An 18,905-nucleotide genomic window follows, 5' to 3' on the forward strand; every position below is an offset into this window, starting at 1 on the left:
ATGGGGCTGAACAACTCAGTTTCTAACGCCAGAACACAGCAGCGGGGCGTCATGCAGAGTGGGCCGGCCGTCAGCGATGTCTGGCGCGATGTACGCGCCCGGCTACGCCAGGAATATGGTGATGTGATCTATGTCTCGGAGATTGCGCGCCTGCGTGTCGCCGAGGATGCGAACGGATCGATCCAGATCATCTGTGCCAGTGATTTCGGCCGGGCCTGGGTGGAGGATAATCTGGGAACCCGCCTGCGCGCCCTGTGGGCGATTTTCGACACCGGCCCGCGCGATATCGTGATCTGTTGTGAAGGCGCGCCGACCGCGCGCGCCAGCGCCCGTGAAGCGCGCCAGATTCCGGCCGGCGATAGCCTGCCCGTGCGTCCTGCCGCCAGTGTTGCCGCCGCGCCGGTGCGCGAAGCGCTGACCAGCTCGGCCTCGTCTGCCGCTTTTGGCGGGCCGGAGCGCGCCTCGCGCAGTGATGGCCGCTTCACCTTCAACACCTTCATGGTGGGTTCTGCCAACGCGATGGCCAGCACGGCGGCCAAGGCCATTGCCGGGGCGTCCGTTCCCCCCTTCAATCCGGCGTTTTTCCATGGCGGTTACGGGGTGGGCAAGACGCACCTCCTGAACGCCATCGCCCATTCGGTGAGCCTTGGGGAGTCCGGGCGCAAGGTGCTCTATCTGACGGCGGAGGAGTTTCTCAACGGCTTCCAGTCGGCGCTGCGCGCACGCGATGTCCAGCCCTTCAAGGACCAGGTGCGTACCTGTGATGTGCTACTGATCGATGATGTGCACTTCATCGCCGGCAAGCCGAGCACGGAAAGCGAATTCCTGCACACCATTGCGGCCCTGATCGCGGAGAACCGGCAGGTCGTGCTGGCTTCTCACTGCGCACCGGCGGAGCTGGGTGTCGGTGATGAACGCCTGCGCTCGCTGCTGCGCGGCGGATTTGCCTGTGAGCTGTTCGGTCCCGATCTCGATCTGCGCCGCAAGATTGTCGACTGCAAGGTGGCGCAGGCCCGCTCGCACTGCCCTGATCTCGATGTGCCCGAGCAGGTGCGTGATTTCCTGGCGGCGCGTGTGACAAGCTCGGCGCGTGAGCTGGAAGGTGTGCTCAACAATGTCATCGTGCGCACGGCCTATATGGACCGCCCTGTGACCATCGAGTCGGTGGAAGAGGTGCTGGGTGATCTGCCCCTGAAGGCCGAGAAGCGGGTGACGGTGGACGAGATACAAAAGACCGTCGCGGCCTATTTCTCGATCACGCCGGCCGATATCAACTCCAAGCGCCGCACTCAGTCGGTCGTGCGTCCGCGCCATATCGCCATGTATCTGGCCAAGATGATGACGACGCGTTCCCTGCCCGATATCGGGCGGCGTTTTGGCGGACGCGACCATTCCACGGTCATTCATGCGGTGACGAAAATCACGGCCCAGCTCGGCGCTGATCCGCTGCTGGCCGAGGATATCGAGGCCATCCGCAAGCGTCTTCGCGGCTGATTGCGCTGCCATGCCCCCCGCGACCGCAAGAGACCCCTTCTTGCGGTCGTTTTTTTTGGTCTATGGTGAACAACCCGGTTTACTAGCGATTCTGTCAGGCGGGAGGCTGCGCTTGCCGGGCTTTCCGCCAAATCTGGTCAAAAGGCGATAGAGATGAAGCTCACCATAGAGCGCGCGGCCCTCTTGAAAGCGCTTGGACACGTCCAGGCGGTGGTGGAACGGCGCAATACCATCCCGATCCTGTCCAACGTGCTGATCAATGCCAACGGGCAGCATATGCGCCTGACCGCGACGGACCTTGATACCGAGATCGTGGAAGAGGCCCCCGCCCATGTGGAGCGGGCCGGCATCGTGACGGCTCCGGCCCATACGCTCTACGAGATCGCCCGCAAGCTGCCCGAAGGCGCGGATGTGACGCTGCAGATGGCCGGTGATGATCCGCGCCTGCAACTCTCTGCCGGGCGCTCGCGCTTCAATCTGCCCGCACTCCCGGCAGGCGACTTCCCGGTCATGCCGACCGAGGACCTGGCGACCAGCTTCACCCTGCCGGCCGCCGCCTTTGCCCGGCTGATCGACAAGACGCGCTTTGCGATCTCGACCGAAGAGACCCGCTATTATCTCAACGGCATCCATCTGCATGCGGCTGAGCGTGATGGCCGCAAGACGCTGCGCGCTGTCGCCACCGACGGTCACCGTCTGGCGCTGGCCGAAACCGATCTGCCCTCTGGCGCAGAAGGCATGCCGGCCGTCATCGTGCCGCGCAAGCCCATTCAGGAATTGCGCCGCCTGCTGGAAGACGTGGATGATGAAATCCGCGTGCAGGTCTCCGAAGGCAAGATCCGTTTCGAGCTGGGCGCAGCGGTGCTGACCTCCAAGCTCATCGACGGCACCTTCCCGGACTATGAGCGCGTGATCCCGCGCGGCAATGACAAGATCATGAAGGTGGACCGCGCCCCGTTCGCGCAGGCCGTCGACCGGGTGGCCACGATCAGCCAGGAGAAGTCCCGCTCGATCAAGCTGACGGTATCGGACTCCACGCTGGTGCTGGCGGTCAACAACCCCGAAAGCGGCACAGCGAGCGAAGAGCTGCATGCCGATTATTCGTCCAGCGAAATCGTCATTGGCTTCAATGCGCGCTATCTGCTGGACGTCGCTGCGCAGATTGCCGGTGATGAGGCCAGGTTCGAGTTTGCCGATTCCGGTTCGCCGACGCGCGTGACGGACTCTGGCGACCCGGACGCTGAATACGTGTTGATGCCGCTGCGGGTGTAGGGCCGGTTCTGGTAGTGCCGGGTTCCCGGCGCGCAGCGCCGCAAGCGCGAACGCGCGCCCGCGACTGCCTGTGCCCGCGCAGGCGGGTATTCGCGGAACATCGCAACGCGGATGCGTTGCGGAACTAAAGAGCGGCTTCTGCGGTGCCGGCTGGAGTAGTTCGCAATGACTAAGGCAAGCCGCGCCGCTGTCACACGCCTGAAGCTCACCAGCTTTCGCAATTATGCCTGGCTGGATCTCGCACTGGATGCGCGTCCTGTCTGCCTGTTCGGCCCCAATGGCGCGGGCAAGACCAATCTGGTCGAAGCGGTCTCGTTTCTGGGGCCGGGCAGGGGGCTTCGCGCCGCTGGGTCCGACGCGGTGCGCCAGCGCGATGCTGGCGGCGAGGCACCGGTCTGGGCGGTCCATGCAGAGGCCGAAACGGCGGACGGTCCGGTAACGCTCGCCACCGGCGCTGACCCCGACAATCCCGCCCGCCGCAAGACGCGCCTTGAAGGCGTGGCCACCACCCAGACCCAGCTGGCGCGTCTCTTCCCGATGATCTGGCTGACCCCGCGCGAGGACCGGCTATGGGCAGGCCCGCGCAGCGACCGCCTGCGCTTTTTTGACCGGCTGGTGCTGGCCGGTGAGCCGGGCCACGGCACGCAGGCCAATGCCTATGACAAGGCGATGCGCGAACGCCAGCGCCTGCTGGAGCGCATGGATGAGGGCCTCAGCGTTGATCTGGCATGGCTCGATGCACTCGAAGCCAAAATGGCCGAGGCGGGGACCGCCATGGCGCGTGCGCGTCTTGCGGCCCTCAATGCCCTGCAGGGCGAGATCAATGACCGCCCGGCATCTGCCTTCCCCAAGGCCGATCTTGCGCTCTCCGGCTATCTGGAGGGGCTTCTCGTGGAGGATGAAGGCGCGGCGCAGACCCGTTTTGCCGCGCGTCTGAAAGACACCCGCCGCAAGGATGGCGCGGCGGGCCGGGCGCTGACCGGCCCGCATCGCACCGAGCTGGAGGCGCGCCACCGCGAGAAGGATCAGGTGGCGGCAGATTGCTCCACTGGCGAGCAGAAAGCCCTGTTGCTGGGCCTCGCGCTCGCCCATGGCGCGGCGCTGGCGCGCGAGCGCGGTGCCGCGCCGGTGATGATCTTTGATGAGGCGTGCGCGCATCTGGATGTGGACCGCCGCGAGGGCCTTGCCAGCGCGATTGCGGCCATTGGCTGCCAAGCGTGGCTAACCGGTGTGGAGAAAGGCCTGTTCGAGGCGTTCGGCGAGGGCGTGCAGTATGTGAGCGTGGAGGCGGGCAAGGCGGTGCGGGGGTAGGGCTTCACCCCTTTCGTCGTTCCCGCGCAGGCGGGAACCCAGAGCCGCGTGGCACCTGCCTTCGCTCTACGATCTCTGGACCCCCACCTGCGTGGGGGTGACGAGAAAATGGGTTGGAAACCCTACCCCTTCAATTTCCTCAATCGCTCCTTTGAGCCTTCATGGATGAGGCGCAGCTCGTCCAGCGTCTCGTCGATCTGGCGGCGCTTGTCCTCCAGCTCGGCAATCTTCTCGCCCGTGCGTTCGATAACGTAGCGCAACTGCTTTTCGCGCCCCTCGCCTTCGCGCCCGAAGAGTTCGAGGAAGGTGCGGATTTCCGAGAGCTTTGAGCCAATCGCCTTGGCGCGCAGGATCAGTGAGAGGCGCTGGCGGTCAGTCTCGGTATAGATCCGCTGGCTGCCCACGCGCTGCGGCGTGATGAGCCCCTTGTCCTCATAGAATCGGATCGTGCGCTGGCTGATCGAGAAATGCGCAGCGAGATCGGCGATCCCGTAGAGGGTTTCGCCTGTCTGCCCTGCCTTCATGTCTGCTGCCGCTCTGGCCATTTCCATGCTGCCTGACGCTTACAAGAACTGCTTGACGTATACGTAAGCATGCGCCAGCCTGAAGGAGATGACAAGAGCCCCGCCAGACGGGCCAGTCAGGGAGGAGACGCACAGCCGTGACCGCCACTGGGTATGACAGCGTATTCCGCGATCGGCTGTTTGCCGGAAAGACGATAATCGTCACCGGCGCTGGCTCGGGCATTGGCCGCTGCACGGCCCATGAGCTGGCAAGCCTTGGCGCGACGGTCATCATCACCGGACGCAAGGCGGAGAAGCTTCAAAGCGTTGCCGCCGAAATCATCGAAGATGGCGGCATCTGCCACATGGCGGGTTTCGACATCCGTGATGAGGACGCCGTGAAGGCTGCGGTGACGGAGCTTGTCGCCGAGCACGGGCCGATCCACGGCCTCGTCAACAATGCGGGCGGGCAGTTCCCGGCGAGCCTGCAGGACATCTCCAGGAAGGGCTGGGACGCGGTGATCGCGACCAATCTGACCGGCGGTTTCCTGATGATGCGCGCCGTGTTCGAGGCCTCGATGGCCGAACATGGCGGCACGATCGTCAACATGACGGCCGATATGTGGAACGGCATGCCGGGCATGGCCCATTCCGGTGCCGCGCGCGCCGGCATGGCAAACCTCACCAAGACGGCGGCGTTTGAATGGGCGCAATATGGCGTGCGCGTGAACGCGGTCGCCCCCGGCTGGATCGCCTCGTCGGGCATGGACACCTATGGCGGCGCGGTGCGCGCCATGATCCCGCATCTGCGCCAGCACCTGCCGGCAAAACGCATGGGGACGGAAGCCGAAGTTTCCTCGGCAATCGTATTCCTGCTTAGCGAGGGCGCGAGCTTCATCACCGGCGTGACGCTCGCGATTGATGGCGGCGCACCGCTCGGCAGCGCCGTCTTCCCGCTGCCTGACCATGAAAAGAGCGCCGCCTATAATGGCTTCCACCGGGCAGTGGACCCGGAAGTCCTGCGCGGAGGTGGCAGCTAATGCCCGTGCTTACATCCCGCCTCAACGCCTCCAGCGACGAGTTCCGCGCCAATGCGGACAAGATGGCCGAGCGCCTCGCCGAGGTGCGCGCGCTGGAGGAGAAGGTCCGCGCCAATTCCGAGCGCAAGCGGGCGGACTTTGAAAAGCGCGGGCAATTGCTGCCCCGCGAGCGCGTGGCGCGGCTGCTGGACCGGGATGCGCCCTTCATCGAGCTCTCGCCGCTGGCGGGCCTGAAAATGCATGATGATGACGGAGATCGCGGTGCCTCTGGCGGCGGCTCCATCGTTGGCATCGGGCAGGTCTGCGGCAAGCGTGTCATCATTGGTGCGTCCGATAGCGCCATCAAGGGCGGCACGGTCGCGCCGATGGGGCTGAAAAAGGCTCTGCGCGCGCAAGAGATCGCGTTTGAGAACAAGCTGCCCATGATCCACCTCGTGGAGTCGGGCGGTGCGAACCTGCTCTATCAGGCCGAGATTTTCGTGGATGGGGGCAGGAGCTTTGCCAATCAGGCGCGCCTGTCGGCTGCCGGCATTCCGCAGATCGCGGTCGTGCATGGCTCATCGACGGCGGGCGGGGCGTATCTGCCGGGCCTTTCGGATTACGTGGTGCTGGTGAAGGGCAATTCGAAGATTTTCCTTGCCGGCCCGCCGCTGGTCAAAGCCGCGATTGGCGAGGACGCGGACGATGAAAGCCTTGGCGGGGCGAAGCTCCATGGCGAGGTGACGGGCCTTGGCGAATATGTCGCCGAGGACGATGCGCAGGCCATCGCCTATGCTCGCGAGATCATGGAGAAGCTGAACTGGGATGCGGCCACCCCGCCGGGGCAGGGCGAGCCGCCCAAATTCGCCAGCGAGGAATTGCTGGGCGTCGTCCCGGCGGATGACCGCACGCCCTATGACGTGAAGGAAGTGATCGCCCGCATCGTGGACGGGTCGGACTTCCTGGAGTTCAAGGCGCGCTATGGCGCGGAGACGGTGTGCGGCCATGCGCGCATTGGCGGGCATCTCGTCGGCATTCTGGGCAATAACGGCCCGATCCAGCCCGAAGGCTCGATGAAGGCTGGGCAGTTTATCCAGCTCTGCGATCAGTCCGGCACACCGCTTGTCTTCCTGCAGAACACCACCGGCTACATGGTCGGCTCCAAGGCCGAGGCCGATGGCGCGATCAAGCATGGCTCGAAAATGATCCAGGCCGTCGCCAATGCGCGTGTGGCCAAGATCACCATCGTGCTTGGCGGCTCCTATGGCGCGGGCAATTACGGCATGTGCGGGCGCGGGTTCGATCCGCGCTTCATCTTCGCCTGGCCAACCGCCCGCACCGCCGTGATGGGCGGGGCGCAGGCCGCCAAGGTGATGGAGATCATCACCCGCGCCAAGAATGAACGCGCGGGCCAGCCGACCGATGAAGATGGCCTCAAAGCCATGAGCGACATGATCCGCACCGGGCTGGAGGAGCAGTCCTACGCCCTCTTCGGCACGGCGCGCCTGTGGGATGACGGCATTATCGACCCGCGCGACACCCGCGCCATCCTGACCGAGAGCCTGAATATCTGTGCTGAAGGCAATGCCCGCGCTCTGAACGCCAACACGTTTGGCGTGGCCCGTTTCTAGAGTTTCAAAAGGAGCTCCCCCATGCAGTTCACCACCGAACACAACCAGCTTCGCGACACGATTGCCAAATTCGTCGCGACCGAGATCAACCCGCACGTGGAGGAGTGGGAGAAGGCAGAAGAATTCCCCTCCCACGAACTCTTCAAGAAGATGGGTGATCTCGGCCTTCTGGGGCTGCGCTGGCCGGAGAAGTTTGGCGGGGCGGGGCTCGATTTCTCCTACGCTCTCGTGCTCGCCGAGGAGCTGGGTCTGGTCAATTGCGGCGGCGTGCCGATGGCCATTGGCGTGCAGACCGACATGGCGACGCCTGCGCTGGCCAATTTCGGCTCTGACGAGCTGCGCGCGGAATATCTGGCGCCCGCCATCTCCGGCGATGCGGTGGTCTGCCTTGGCGTGTCGGAGCCCGGCGGCGGCTCTGACGTGGCGGCGGTGAAGACAGTCGCGAAATCCGATGGCGATGATTACGTCATCACCGGCACCAAGATGTGGATCACCAACGGCATGAAGGCCGACTGGTGCTGCCTGCTGGCCAACACCTCCGACGGCCCGGCCCATGGCAACAAATCCCTCATCATCGTGCCGATGGATTCCAAGGGCATTACCCGCCAGAAAATCCACAAGATCGGCATGCATTGCTCGGACACCGCCCAGCTCTTCTTTGATGAGGTGCGGGTGCCGAAACGCAACCGGATCGGGGATGAGGGCGCGGGCTTCCTCTACCAGATGCTGCAATTCCAGGAGGAGCGCCTGTTCGGCGCGGCCTCTTCGCTCAAAAGCCTCGACCGGGCGATTGACCTGACCATCGAATACACGCGCGACCGCAAGGCGTTCGGCCATTCGGTGCTGGATAATCAGGTGGTTCATTTCCGCCTGGCCGAGCTACGCACCGAGGTGGAGGCGCTGCGCGCGCTGACCTACCGCGCCGTCGCTGACTTCATGGATGGCAAGGATGTGACGCGGCTTGCCTCGATGGCAAAGCTGAAATGCGGCCGCCTGACGCGCGAGGTTGCCGATAGCTGCCTGCAATACTGGGGCGGCATGGGCTACACATCCGACAATCCCATCGCCCGCTCCTTCCGCGATGGCCGCCTGATCTCCATCGGTGGCGGCACCGACGAGATCATGCTGGGCATTATCTGCAAGCTGGAAGGCACGCTTCCAAAGCGCCGGAAGGACTGATGAGCGCGCCGGAGACAATCCTGATCGAGACCCGCGCGGGCGTGCGTCATGTGACGCTGAACCGGCCGGAAACCCGCAACGCCATGTCGCTCGCCATGGTGGGCGAGTTGCTGGCCGCCCTAAAAAGCGCCGAGAGTGACGGCGTACGCGCCATCGTCCTTAATGGCGCGGGCGGGCATTTCTGCTCCGGCGGGGATGTGAAGGATATGGGCGCGGCCTATGCCGGCCCCGGCCCTGATGGCGAAGACCCGGCAGCCAGGGTCAACGCCCAGTTTGGGCACTTATGCAAAGCCTATGCGGAAACCGGCCTGCCGGTGATCGTGGTGCTGGAAGGCGCGGTGATGGGCGGCGGGTTTGGCCTCGCCTGCGTCGCCGACGTGGCGCTGGCGCGCGAGAGCGTGGTTTTCCGCCTGCCTGAAACCGGGCTTGGCCTCGTCCCGGCGCAGATCGCACCGTTTCTGGTGGAGCGCCTGGGGTATTCCGAAGCGCGCCGCCTTGCTGTGACAGGTGGCAAGATCGATGCGCAGGCGGCTCTTTCCCTGCGCCTCGTCCATGGCGTGCATGAGGGCGAGGACGCGATGAATACCGCGCTTGAGGCGGTGCTAGCCGATATCCGCAAAGGCGCGCCGAACGCCATAGCCGAGACCAAGCGCCTGATGCGCCGCGCGCGGTTGCATGATGCAGGCTCGCTCATCGATGATGCGGCCAAGGTGTTTGCCAATGCTGTGCGCAGCGATGAGGGCGCAGAAGGGCTGTCTGCCTTCATCGAAAAGCGCCCCGCGAAATGGGTGCAGGGATGAGCGCCTACCACCCCATCAAATCCGTGCTGGTGGCCAATCGCGGCGAGATTGCCGTGCGCGTCCTGCGCTATGCCAAAAGCCGCAATATCCGCGCGATTGCCGTCTATTCCGACGCTGATGCGGACGCCATGCACGTGCGCGAAGCGGATATGGCCGTGCATATCGGCCCGGCAGCGGCCTCCGAGAGCTATCTGAAAATCGAGGCGATCATCGCGGCGGCCAAGGAAACCGGCGCGGATGCGATCCATCCGGGCTATGGCTTCCTGTCGGAGAACGCGGCCTTTGCGAGGGCCTGCGCGGCGGAAGGCATCGTCTTCATCGGCCCTCCGGCAGACGCCATCGAGGCGATGGGCGACAAGGCGCGCGCCAAGGCGCTGCTGGCGGCCTCCGGCATTTCCATGGTGCCAGGCTGGCAGGGCGAGGATCAGTCAGATGCCAATCTCGCCAAACAGGCCGAGACAATCGGCTATCCGCTGCTGATCAAGGCCGTGGCAGGCGGGGGCGGGCGCGGCATGCGCGCGGTCAATTCCAGCGCCGAGTTTGCAGACGCCCTGAAATCGGCGCGCCGGGAGGCGAAATCCGCCTTTGGCGATGATGCAGTGCTGCTGGAAAAGCTGATCCACCCGGCCCGCCATGTGGAGGTGCAGGTCTTCGCCGACAGTCACGGCAACACCATCCACATCGGCGAGCGCGACTGCTCAGCCCAGCGCCGCCGCCAGAAGGTGATCGAGGAAGCACCCTCGCCCGCCGTCAACGAGACGCTTCGCGCCGCCATGGGCGCAGAGGCCGTGCGGGTGGCGCAGGCCGTGGGCTATGTCGGCGCAGGCACGGTGGAATTCCTGCTGGATGCGGACGGGAAATTCTACTTCCTTGAAATGAATACCCGCCTGCAGGTGGAGCATCCTGTGACCGAAGAGGTCTACGGGATGGATTTGGTGGAATGGCAGTTCGTGGTCGCATCCGGCGGCATGCTGCCCGCTACGCAGGAGCAGATTGCGCCGGACGGCCACGCAATAGAGGTGCGGCTCTATGCTGAAGACCCGCTGGACGGGTTCAAGCCGCAATCGGGCGAGATCATCCATTTCGAACCCCAAGATGGCGCGCGCGAGGTGCGCATCGATACCGGGTTTGAAACCGGCGACGCAGTGAGCACCGCCTACGACGCGATGATGGCCAAGGTGATCGCCTTCGCGCTCAATCGCGATGAGGCGATAGACCGGCTGATCGCCGGGCTCTCCAAGGCCCCCATGCTGGGCGTGAAGACCAATCGCGATTTTCTGATCCGCCTGCTGGACAGCGAAGCCTTCCGCACTGGTGCGGTGACCATTGCTGATCTGGACGAGTGGGCGGCGTCTGCCAGCGGTCCGTTTGCGCCGGAACCTGTGCCCGGTGAGGGAATAGCGGTGGCGGCCGCTTTGCTGGCCTCTCCGGCAGAGGGCGCGGTGCGCGGCGGATCGGTAAGGCGCTTCACCCTGCCGCTGGAAGCTGACGGGGAAGCGATTGACGCTTTCGTGGAGCAGGATGGCGCCCATGCCGTCACGGTGAGCCTCGGCGAGACGCGCCATTCGATCACGCTCCTCGAAGAGGACGCGCCCCACTTGCGCTACCGGCTCGATGGGGTGGACCGGCAGGCCTGCGTGGCCGAAGGCGAAGACGGCACGCTCCACATAGCGCTGGAGCGCCGCATCGTGGCGGTGCGCGAACCGTCCGCCTACTCAGGCGGTGATGCGTCTGATCCCTCGCGCATTACCGCGCCTGTCTCCGGCGCTCTGGTGGCACTGAACGTGAAGCCCGGCGATGCGGTGAAGGCGGGCGATGTGCTGGCCCTGATGGAAGCGATGAAGATGGAAATGCGCCTCACCGCCGCCGCGACCGGCGTAGTGACGGCGGTGCATGCAGCCGCAGGCCAGCAGGCCGCGGGCGGCACACTTCTGATTGAACTGGAACTTGAAGGATCAAAGCCATGAGCAAGGCCGTCATCACCTGCGCGATCAATGGCGTGCTGACCAATCCCAAACAGCACCCGGTGCCTGTGACCCCTGCCGAAATGGCGAAAAGCGCGCGCGAGGCATACGATGCGGGCGCCGCCGTGATGCACGTGCATTTTCGCATGCAGGAAGACGGGATGGGCGGGTTTCCAAGCTGGGATCCTGATCTGGCGCTGGAAATGTGCGAGGCGATCCGCGATGCCTGCCCCGGCGTCATCATCAACCAGACGACCGGCATTGTCGGCCCGGACGTGTCCGGCCCGGTGGCCTGCATCCGCAAGGTGAAACCGGAGATCGCGGCCTGCAATGCGGGCTCGCTGAACTATCTGAAACTGAGGAGCGACGGGTCGTGGGCCTGGCCGCCCATGATGTTCGATAATCCGGTGGAGAAGATCCAGACCATGATCGACGCCATGGCCGAGACCGGCGCGCATCCGGAGTTCGAGTGCTTCGATGTCGGCATTGTCCGCTCGGTCAACATGTATATCGAGAACGGGATGGCCCCGTCCGCCCACTATAATTTCGTGATGGGCGTGGCGTCCGGCATGCCGTGCGATGCGCGCCTGCTGGAGCTGCTGACCGAGTACAAGCGTGAAGGCGATCCCTGGCAGACCACGCTGATCGGGCGCACCGAGATCTGGCCGGTCCATCAGCGCGCCGCCGAGCTGGGCGGCATGCTGCGCACCGGGCTGGAGGACACGTTCTATCTTCCGGACGGGGAACGCGCATCTGGCAATGGCGCTCTGATCGAAGCTCTGGTTCAATGTGCGAGAAATGCGGGCCGGGAGATCGCCTCTCCGTCAGAAGCCCGCGCGCTGATGCACCTTCGGGGAGGATAATCATGGTAGCTGCTACCGCCGCTGATCTGCCGCGTCTGGCCGGAGGCAAACGCTTCGCGTCCAGCCCGGCGCGTGTTCTGGAAAACGCCGAAACCAAGGCTGGCAAGGCGGCCTATGTCTATCATCACGGGTCGGACTGGGTGCCGCGCACCTGGCAGGAATATGCCGGTGAGGTGAAGCAGGCGGGCAGGGCGCTTCTGGCGCTGGGCTTCCAGAAGGATCAGTCAGTGGCGATCCTGGGCTTCAACCGGCCCGAATGGACGATAATTGCCCATGCCGCGATGATGGCAGGCGGGCGCCCTGCGGGCATTTACTGGACCAGCGCGCCGCCCGAAATCGCCTATATCCTCCAGCATTCGGAAAGCCCGGTCTATCTTGTGGAGGATGCCGAGCAGGCCCGTCAGGCGCTCGAACTCAAGGCCGACTGCCCGAACCTTGTCCATATCATCGTCATGCGCGGGGCCGAGGCCCCTGAAGGGACGATGAGCTGGGAGGCCTTCATGGCGCTCGGCGCAGAGGACCATGAGGACGCGCTGCTGGCCCGCCTCGACGCTCTGGAAGAGCATGGCATCGCCACGCTGATCTACACCTCCGGCACCACCGGCCCGCCCAAGGCGGTCATGCTGAGCCATGGCAATGTGGCGTGGAGCGCGTCGGTACTGATCGAGATGTTCGGGCGCAGTGGCGATGACCGCTCGCTCTCCTATCTGCCGATCGCCCACATCGCCGAGCAGCAGGCCTCGGTCCACAACCATGCGGCTGCAGGCGGCACACTCTGGTTTGCGCGCTCCATGGAGACGCTGGCCGACGATCTGAAAGCCTGCCGCCCCACGATCTTCTTCGGTGTGCCGCGCGTCTGGGAAAAGATGGCCGAGACCATTCAGGGCCGCCTAGCCGAAGCGACCGGACCCAAGGCGAAGCTCGCCAAATGGGCGATGGATACGGCGCGCGAGGTCAATCTCGCCCAGATCGACAACAGATCAGTCTCGCCGCTCCTGAAGGCCCAGAAGGCGATTGCCGACAAGCTGGTCCTCTCCAAGGTCAAGGATGCGCTGGGGCTGGATAAATCGCGCATGCTGATCTCCGGCGCGGCCCCGATCTCAACCGAGGTTCTGCGCTTTTTCGCCGGGCTCGATCTGGTCATCTATGAGGGCTATGGCCAGTCGGAAACCTCAGCGCCGTCCAGCTTCAATGGCCCCGGCGCGGCGCGTCTTGGCTCGGTCGGCAAGCTGGTGCCGGGCATGGAGGCCCGCGTCACCGAAGAGGGCGAGCTGCTGGTGAAGGGGCCGAACATCTTCAAGGGCTATATGAAGAATAACGACGCCACCTCCGACAGCTTCACGGCTGATGGCTGGATGCGCACCGGCGATGTGGTGAATATCGACGATGACGGCTTCATCTTCATCACCGGCCGGATCAAGGACATCATCATCACGGCGGGCGGCAAGAACATCACGCCGGCCAATCTTGAAACCGATCTGATGAATATCCCGCTCATCGAACACGCGGTCGTGGTGGGTGATGCCAAGCCGTATCTGGCGGCTCTGGTGACCTTAAGCGCAGACGGCCTCGCCGCCTTTGCGAAGAAGCAGGGGCTGGAAGGCGATATCCGCAATCACCCCAAAGTGCTGGAAGCCATTCAGGAAGGCGTCGACCAGCTCAATACCCGCCATGCGCGCGTGGAGAATATCCGCAAGTTTGCGGTTCTTACGGGCGCGCTGAGCGTGGAGGGTGGTGAACTGACACCGACCATGAAGGTGAAGCGCAAGGTGGTGATAGAGCGCCACCGGGAGATTGTTGAAAGCCTCTATGCCAAGTAGCAGGCCCTTGCCGGAGAGGCTGGACACGCTTGTCATCGGGGCGGGCATGTCCGGCATCGCCATGGGTTATCATCTGAAACAGCGCGGGCTGGATGACTTCCTGATCGCGGAGAAGTCAGACGGGTTTGGCGGGGTCTGGCGTGATAACCGCTATCCCGGCGCAGGCTGCGATGTGCCGAGCCACCTCTATTCCTTCTCCTTCGCGCTAAAGCCCGACTGGAGCCGGAAATACGCCCTGCAGGCGGAGATCCTCGACTATTTTGAAAGCTGCGCTGAGCGCTTCGGGCTAGGCGACCATCTGCGTACCGGGCTTATTGTCCGTTCACTGACATTCGACGAAAGTGAAGGCCGCTGGCAGGTGCGCTTTGCCGATGGCAGCCAGACCAGCGCGCGCGTCGTCATTAGCGCAGTCGGCCAGCTCTCCGAGCCCTTCACGCCGGAGATTGCAGGCCTTACAGATTTTACCGGCCCCGTCATGCATACCGCGCGCTGGAACAGTTCGGTAAAGCTGGACGGGCAGCGCGTGGCGCTGATCGGCAATGCGGCAAGCGCCATCCAGCTATTGCCCGAGGTGAGCGAGCGGGCGCGTGAGCTGACCATCTTCCAGCGCACCCCCAACTGGATCATCTCCAAGCCAGACCGCGCATTCACCGCTTTCGAGAAATGGGCGTTTGCGCACATTCCCGGCTGGCAGAGACTCTACCGGCTGGGAAGTTTCCTGATCCATGAGCTGCGCTATTCGGCACTTGTCAAGGGATCGCTTGCCAGCCGTTTCACGCTCTGGTCGGGCAAACGCAAGATCGCCACCGGCATCAAGGACTCCAAGCTGCGCGCGAAACTGACGCCCGACTATCCACCCGGCTGCAAGCGCATCCTGCTCTCCAATGACTATTTCGAGGTGATGCAGCGCGGGAATGTCCGTCTAGTGACGGATGGTATCGCCCGTGTCCTGCCCGACGGGGTGGAGACAGCCAATGGCGAGATCGTTCCTGCCGATACGCTGATCATGGCGACGGGCTTTGTGACCACCGAATTCCTGCCGACGCTGGAGGTGACGGGCGCGGGTGGCGGCAGCCTGCGGGAGGCGTGGGGCGCGTCGCCGCGCGCATACAAGGGCGTGGCGGTGGCCGGTTTCCCGAACCTTTTCATGCTCTACGGGCCGAACACCAATCTCGGGCACAACTCCATCATCTTCATGGTGGAGCGGCAGGCCGAATATATCGCCGACAAGGCGGGGCTGATCGTCGATGGCGGGCTCAAAGCGCTTGCCGTCCGGCCGGAGGCAGAAAGCCGCTATAACGCAGACCTGCAGACACGCCTCTCGAAAACCGTGTGGGCCGGAGACTGCCCGTCCTGGTACAAGACCGCAGACGGCGTCATCACGCAGAACTGGGAAGGCCTTGCCACCGGCTTTGCGTGCACGCTTGGCAGGCGCGACGATGCGGATTGGGAGGGGGTTTAGCTCACAGCTACCCCTACTTTCGTCATTCCGGAAAGCGCGTCAGCGCTTATCCGGAACCCAGCTTTTTTTCTGGGTTCCGGGTGTCGCTGCGCTCCCCGGGAATGACGATGAAAATGCAAGCTTTATAGCGCGGCTAAGCCAGTTGCAGCTCCACCCAGACGCGCGCCCGGTCAATCGCCCAGTCGGCTTCGGGGATGAGGGGGGAGAATATCTGGAAGTCGTGCCACATGCCTTCCCAGATTTCGCAATCGACCGGCACGCCGGCGGCTTCCAGCTTTTCAGCCAGACGCGTGGAATCGCTTAAGAGGATTTCGTCGGAGCCGACCTGAATGAGCGTTGGCGGCAGGCCGTTCATCTCCGCAAAGAGGGGCGAGGCTTCCGGGTCGGTGCCGGGCCGTCCGCCCAGATATAGCTCGCCGCCGGCGGCCAGATAGCCGGGGTTCAGCATGGGATCGCGCATCGCCTTGGTTGCCACGCTCTCTCCGCTCATGGAGAGGTCGGTCCACGGTGACAGAAGATAGAGCGCATCGGGCATGCGCTTGCCTGCATCGCGCAGGCGGATCGTGGCTGACAGTGCCAGCCCGCCACCAGCGGAATCTCCGCCGAGGATGACCGGACCCTTTTCGTTTTCCATCACGGCCTCGATGGCGGCGACGGCGTCCTCGATCGCGGCGGGGCAGGGGTGTTCGGGCGCCATGCGGTAATTGACCGAGACCGCGTTGAGGCCAAACGCCTTCGCCATGCGGGCCACCAGCGCGCGGTGGCTGAGCGCGGAGCCGCGCGAATACCCCCCGCCATGCAGATAGATCAGCACGCCCTTGCGGGCATTTTCAGGCGCGAAGGCCAGCGCATCGCAGCCGCCGACTTCGGTGCGCGCCACTTCCACGCCCTTGGGCATGGGAAGCTGGCGGCCCGCCTTGTCCATGCGGGCTCTGGCATGCTCGGCGCTAGTGGCGGGCGACAGGCTGGAGCGGCCAGCCTTGCGGGCCATGCGGCGGCCGAGAAGCGAGCGCAGGCGAAGCCCTTTACGGGCCGGAATGGTCTCGATGGTCATTATGCCTCGCGTCCTTCGGCGATGATGCGCTCCGCCCAGTCGGCAAAATCGCTCATGGCTTGCTCATATCCGATATCGTTGAGGGTTTCGTGGCGCCCCTTGGGATCGTGGCGCATCGTCACGCGCGTGAAGCGGTTATTATAGAGCCGTCCGGCGAGAATCTTCACCGCCTTGCCGTTATTGGTGGCCGGGTCTGCGCCGCCGCCCGCCAGATGGATTGGCAGGTCGCGGGCCATGTTTTCCAGCCGTGCGCCATCCTCGCCACGTTCAAATCCATTGACGAAATCGCGCCACAGCACACGCGAGGCCGGCCAGCCGCATAGCGGATCGGCGATATAGGCGTCGACCTCTTCAGGGATGCGCGACAGCCAGTCGCAATCGGTGCGCGCTTTCCTGATCCGCTTGCCCCACGCCTCAAAGGTCAAAGCGTTCATCCACAGGCTCGGCTCGGTCTGCTTGCGCACGAAGCCTTCCAGCCAGAGCACGGCGCGCATCAGCCCGGTCAGGCTGCCCAGCGCCAGATTGGAATTCCATATCGCGACGCCGGCGAGATGGGCGTGCTCGTCCATGGCCTGATTCATCGTGATCACCCCGCCCATGGAATGGCCGAACACGATCACCGGCAGGCCGGGAAAGCGCGTCTGCATATGCTCTCGCACGAAGCGGGCATCGCCCATCAGCTTGTTCCAGCCGTCTTTGAGCGCGTAGACACGCGGCGGCGCATCCGGGGCGGTGGTCTGGCCATGGCCGCGATGATCGTGCGCGCTGACGTGAAAGCCGCGTGAGGCGAGATAGCGGGCAAAGCGCTCATAGCGCCCGCCATGTTCGGCAAGGCCGTGATGGATCATCACAATGCCTTTGGCCGGGCCTTGCGCCTCTATCACCCGCAGCGCCAGACGCGCGCCGGTCGCACTCTCCACGAACTCTGGCTGGAACCCGCCCATCAACACCCCCTTACGCTTTGCTTTGACGAGTTTAGCCTGCATTCTCACGCCGCTGCCACCATCTTGGCATCAGGGGGAGAAGCCATGCTCAGCCGTTCGCGCAAAGCGCCCGCCATTCTGGCCATCGATCAGGGTACGACCTCCAGCCGTGCCATGGTGTTCGACCTTCAAGGCCAGGTGGCCGCGCTGGCGCAGGAGGAATTCAACCAGATCTACCCCCGGCCCGGCTGGGTGGAGCATGACCCGGAAGTGATCTGGGCGACGGTGCTCTCCACCGCGCGCAAGGCGATCAAGGCGGGTGAAGCCAAAGGCTATGAGATCACCTGCCTTGGCGTGACCAATCAGCGCGAGACGACTCTGGTCTGGGACCGCCAGACCGGCGAGCCTGTGCATAATGCGATTGTCTGGCAGGACCGGCGCACAGGCGAGGCTTGCGCGAAGCTGGAAGCCGACGGCGCGGCTGCGATGGTGGCGGGCAAGACCGGGCTGGTACTGGACCCTTACTTTTCTGCCACCAAAATCGGCTGGATCCTCGACAATGTGCCGGGTGCGCGAAAGAGGGCCGAGGCCGGAAAGCTCGCCTTCGGTACGGTGGAGAGCTTCCTCATCTGGCGGCTGACAAAAGGCAAGCGCCACATCACCGACGCCACCAATGCCAGCCGGACCAGCCTGTATGATCTCGAGGCGCAGGACTGGGATGGCGAGCTCTTGCGCCTGTTCAACATTCCGCGCGCCATATTGCCCGACGTGGTCGATTGCGCCGGCGATCTGGGCACCGCCGACAAATCGGTGCTGGGCAAGGCGATACCCATAACTGGCGCGGCGGGCGATCAACAGGCCGCCGCCATCGGTCAGGCTTGCCTGTCGCCGGGCGAGATGAAATCGACCTATGGCACCGGCGCCTTCATGATCCTCAATACCGGCGAGACGCGCGTGACCTCGCAGAACCGCCTGCTGGCGACAACCGCCTGGCGGCTGGAGGGCAAGTCCTCCTTTGCGCTGGAAGGGTCAGTCCTCTCAGCAGGCGCGACGATCCAGTGGCTGCGTGACGGGCTGGGCCTGATCTCCAGGGCGTCCGAGGTGGAGGCGCTGGCGGCCAGCGCCGACCCGGACGCGCCGGTCTATCTGGTGCCTGCCTTTACCGGGCTTGGCGCGCCGCACTGGAAGCCCGAAGCACGCGGCCTCATCACCGGGCTGACGCGCGGGGCGGGCCGGGCGGAGATTGCGCGCGCCGCGCTGGAATCCACCGCCTTCCAGACCCATGACCTGCTGACCGCCATGCGCGCTGACGGGGCGCAGACGCTCACCTTGAAGGTGGATGGCGGGATGGTGGCCAATAATGCCTTCCTGCAGCGGCTGGCGGATATTTGCGATCTGGAAGTGGTGCGCCCGGTCAATACCGAAACCACCGCCTGGGGCGCGGCGTTTCTGGCAGGTCTCGGAGCTGGTCATTTTGCCTCCATCACTGAGGCGGCAAGCCTGTGGAAGGCCGATCAGCGCTTCGCTCCGGCGGCTGATCCGGGCTGGCGGACGCGTCATCTGGCGGGCTGGGCGGATGCGCTCCGGCGCACCACAATGTAATAATATTA

The 18,905-nt window shown here is 64.4% G+C and carries 15 protein-coding genes; 12 read left to right on the forward strand and 3 right to left on the reverse strand.

The window, feature by feature from the left end; genetic code table 11:
• The first annotated feature begins 51 nt into the window (after window positions 1-51).
• From dnaA to recF, 3 genes are all read left to right on the forward strand, one after another.
• A complete protein-coding gene (gene dnaA / locus AB6B38_RS00005; RefSeq protein ID WP_371393551.1) occupies window positions 52-1,494 on the forward strand; it encodes a chromosomal replication initiator protein DnaA in 1,443 nt (480 codons plus the stop codon).
• A gap of 153 nt (window positions 1,495-1,647) precedes the next feature.
• Window positions 1,648-2,766 (forward strand): DNA polymerase III subunit beta, encoded by a 1,119-nt coding sequence (gene dnaN / locus AB6B38_RS00010; protein ID WP_371393552.1) that lies wholly within the window; start codon window positions 1,648-1,650, stop codon window positions 2,764-2,766.
• Between the two features lie 165 nt (window positions 2,767-2,931).
• Window positions 2,932-4,077, forward strand: coding sequence for a DNA replication/repair protein RecF (gene recF, locus AB6B38_RS00015; RefSeq protein WP_371393554.1), 1,146 nt, complete (start codon window positions 2,932-2,934; stop codon window positions 4,075-4,077).
• A gap of 122 nt (window positions 4,078-4,199) precedes the next feature.
• On the opposite strand, the gene AB6B38_RS00020 is transcribed toward recF, so the two are convergent.
• Complete coding sequence (locus AB6B38_RS00020) at window positions 4,200-4,622, reverse strand: MerR family DNA-binding transcriptional regulator (protein WP_371393555.1); 423 nt, start codon at window positions 4,620-4,622, stop codon at window positions 4,200-4,202.
• A 116-nt stretch (window positions 4,623-4,738) separates the two neighbouring features.
• Between AB6B38_RS00020 and AB6B38_RS00025 the strand changes: the two genes are divergently transcribed.
• From AB6B38_RS00025 to AB6B38_RS00060, 8 genes are read left to right on the forward strand one after another with little or no spacing between them, the layout of a single operon-like run.
• Window positions 4,739-5,620 carry an SDR family oxidoreductase gene (locus AB6B38_RS00025; RefSeq protein ID WP_371393556.1) on the forward strand — a complete coding sequence of 294 codons (882 nt, stop codon included), beginning with the start codon at window positions 4,739-4,741 and terminating at the stop codon, window positions 5,618-5,620.
• On the forward strand, window positions 5,620-7,230 hold the full coding sequence (locus AB6B38_RS00030) for an acyl-CoA carboxylase subunit beta (protein ID WP_371393557.1): 1,611 nt from the start codon (window positions 5,620-5,622) through the stop codon (window positions 7,228-7,230). Before AB6B38_RS00025 ends, AB6B38_RS00030 begins: the two co-directional genes overlap by 1 nt.
• A 21-nt stretch (window positions 7,231-7,251) precedes the next feature.
• Window positions 7,252-8,409 (forward strand): acyl-CoA dehydrogenase family protein, encoded by a 1,158-nt coding sequence (locus AB6B38_RS00035; RefSeq protein WP_371393559.1) that lies wholly within the window; start codon window positions 7,252-7,254, stop codon window positions 8,407-8,409.
• Window positions 8,409-9,209 carry an enoyl-CoA hydratase/isomerase family protein gene (locus tag AB6B38_RS00040; protein ID WP_371393560.1) on the forward strand — a complete coding sequence of 267 codons (801 nt, stop codon included), beginning with the start codon at window positions 8,409-8,411 and terminating at the stop codon, window positions 9,207-9,209. Before AB6B38_RS00035 ends, AB6B38_RS00040 begins: the two co-directional genes overlap by 1 nt.
• Complete coding sequence (locus AB6B38_RS00045; RefSeq protein WP_371393561.1) at window positions 9,206-11,176, forward strand: biotin carboxylase N-terminal domain-containing protein; 1,971 nt, start codon at window positions 9,206-9,208, stop codon at window positions 11,174-11,176. The genes AB6B38_RS00040 and AB6B38_RS00045 overlap by 4 nt, the downstream gene beginning before the upstream one ends.
• The gene (locus tag AB6B38_RS00050) at window positions 11,173-12,036 is read left to right on the forward strand and encodes a 3-keto-5-aminohexanoate cleavage protein (RefSeq protein ID WP_371393562.1); all 864 of its coding nucleotides are present in this window, start codon (window positions 11,173-11,175) and stop codon (window positions 12,034-12,036) included. Before AB6B38_RS00045 ends, AB6B38_RS00050 begins: the two co-directional genes overlap by 4 nt.
• Window positions 12,037-12,038: 2 nt before the next feature.
• Window positions 12,039-13,856: a long-chain fatty acid--CoA ligase gene (locus AB6B38_RS00055; protein WP_371393563.1), complete on the forward strand. Its 1,818-nt coding sequence runs from the start codon at window positions 12,039-12,041 to the stop codon at window positions 13,854-13,856.
• 7 nt (window positions 13,857-13,863) lie between these two features.
• A complete protein-coding gene (locus tag AB6B38_RS00060) occupies window positions 13,864-15,318 on the forward strand; it encodes a flavin-containing monooxygenase (RefSeq protein WP_371393564.1) in 1,455 nt (484 codons plus the stop codon).
• A gap of 133 nt (window positions 15,319-15,451) precedes the next feature.
• On the opposite strand, the gene AB6B38_RS00065 is transcribed toward AB6B38_RS00060, so the two are convergent.
• Window positions 15,452-16,372 carry an alpha/beta hydrolase gene (locus tag AB6B38_RS00065; RefSeq protein ID WP_371393566.1) on the reverse strand — a complete coding sequence of 307 codons (921 nt, stop codon included), beginning with the start codon at window positions 16,370-16,372 and terminating at the stop codon, window positions 15,452-15,454.
• Window positions 16,372-17,316: an alpha/beta fold hydrolase gene (locus AB6B38_RS00070; RefSeq protein ID WP_371393567.1), complete on the reverse strand. Its 945-nt coding sequence runs from the start codon at window positions 17,314-17,316 to the stop codon at window positions 16,372-16,374. Before AB6B38_RS00070 ends, AB6B38_RS00065 begins: the two co-directional genes overlap by 1 nt.
• An 84-nt stretch (window positions 17,317-17,400) precedes the next feature.
• Here AB6B38_RS00070 and glpK point away from each other — a divergent pair, with 84 nt between their 5' ends.
• On the forward strand, window positions 17,401-18,897 hold the full coding sequence (gene glpK, locus AB6B38_RS00075; protein WP_371393568.1) for a glycerol kinase GlpK: 1,497 nt from the start codon (window positions 17,401-17,403) through the stop codon (window positions 18,895-18,897).
• The last annotated feature ends 8 nt before the right edge of the window (window positions 18,898-18,905 follow it).

This window comes from Glycocaulis abyssi (assembly GCF_041429775.1).
GTDB classification, from domain to species: domain Bacteria; phylum Pseudomonadota; class Alphaproteobacteria; order Caulobacterales; family Maricaulaceae; genus Glycocaulis; species Glycocaulis abyssi.

Bases quoted from the DNA above. Each gene is read 5' to 3' on its own strand.
- dnaA (WP_371393551.1), top strand. From the start codon at position 52: ATGCAGAGTGGGCCGGCCGTCAGCGATGTCTGGCGCGATGTACGCGCC.
- AB6B38_RS00040 (WP_371393560.1), top strand. From the start codon at position 8,409: ATGAGCGCGCCGGAGACAATCCTGATCGAGACCCGCGCGGGCGTGCGT.
- AB6B38_RS00035 (WP_371393559.1), top strand. From the start codon at position 7,252: ATGCAGTTCACCACCGAACACAACCAGCTTCGCGACACGATTGCCAAA.
- dnaN (WP_371393552.1), top strand. From the start codon at position 1,648: ATGAAGCTCACCATAGAGCGCGCGGCCCTCTTGAAAGCGCTTGGACAC.
- AB6B38_RS00030 (WP_371393557.1), top strand. From the start codon at position 5,620: ATGCCCGTGCTTACATCCCGCCTCAACGCCTCCAGCGACGAGTTCCGC.
- AB6B38_RS00050 (WP_371393562.1), top strand. From the start codon at position 11,173: ATGAGCAAGGCCGTCATCACCTGCGCGATCAATGGCGTGCTGACCAAT.
- recF (WP_371393554.1), top strand. From the start codon at position 2,932: ATGACTAAGGCAAGCCGCGCCGCTGTCACACGCCTGAAGCTCACCAGC.
- glpK (WP_371393568.1), top strand. From the start codon at position 17,401: ATGCTCAGCCGTTCGCGCAAAGCGCCCGCCATTCTGGCCATCGATCAG.
- AB6B38_RS00020 (WP_371393555.1), bottom strand. From the start codon at position 4,622: ATGGCCAGAGCGGCAGCAGACATGAAGGCAGGGCAGACAGGCGAAACC.
- AB6B38_RS00055 (WP_371393563.1), top strand. From the start codon at position 12,039: ATGGTAGCTGCTACCGCCGCTGATCTGCCGCGTCTGGCCGGAGGCAAA.
- AB6B38_RS00045 (WP_371393561.1), top strand. From the start codon at position 9,206: ATGAGCGCCTACCACCCCATCAAATCCGTGCTGGTGGCCAATCGCGGC.
- AB6B38_RS00070 (WP_371393567.1), bottom strand. From the start codon at position 17,316: ATGGGCGGGTTCCAGCCAGAGTTCGTGGAGAGTGCGACCGGCGCGCGT.
- AB6B38_RS00065 (WP_371393566.1), bottom strand. From the start codon at position 16,372: ATGACCATCGAGACCATTCCGGCCCGTAAAGGGCTTCGCCTGCGCTCG.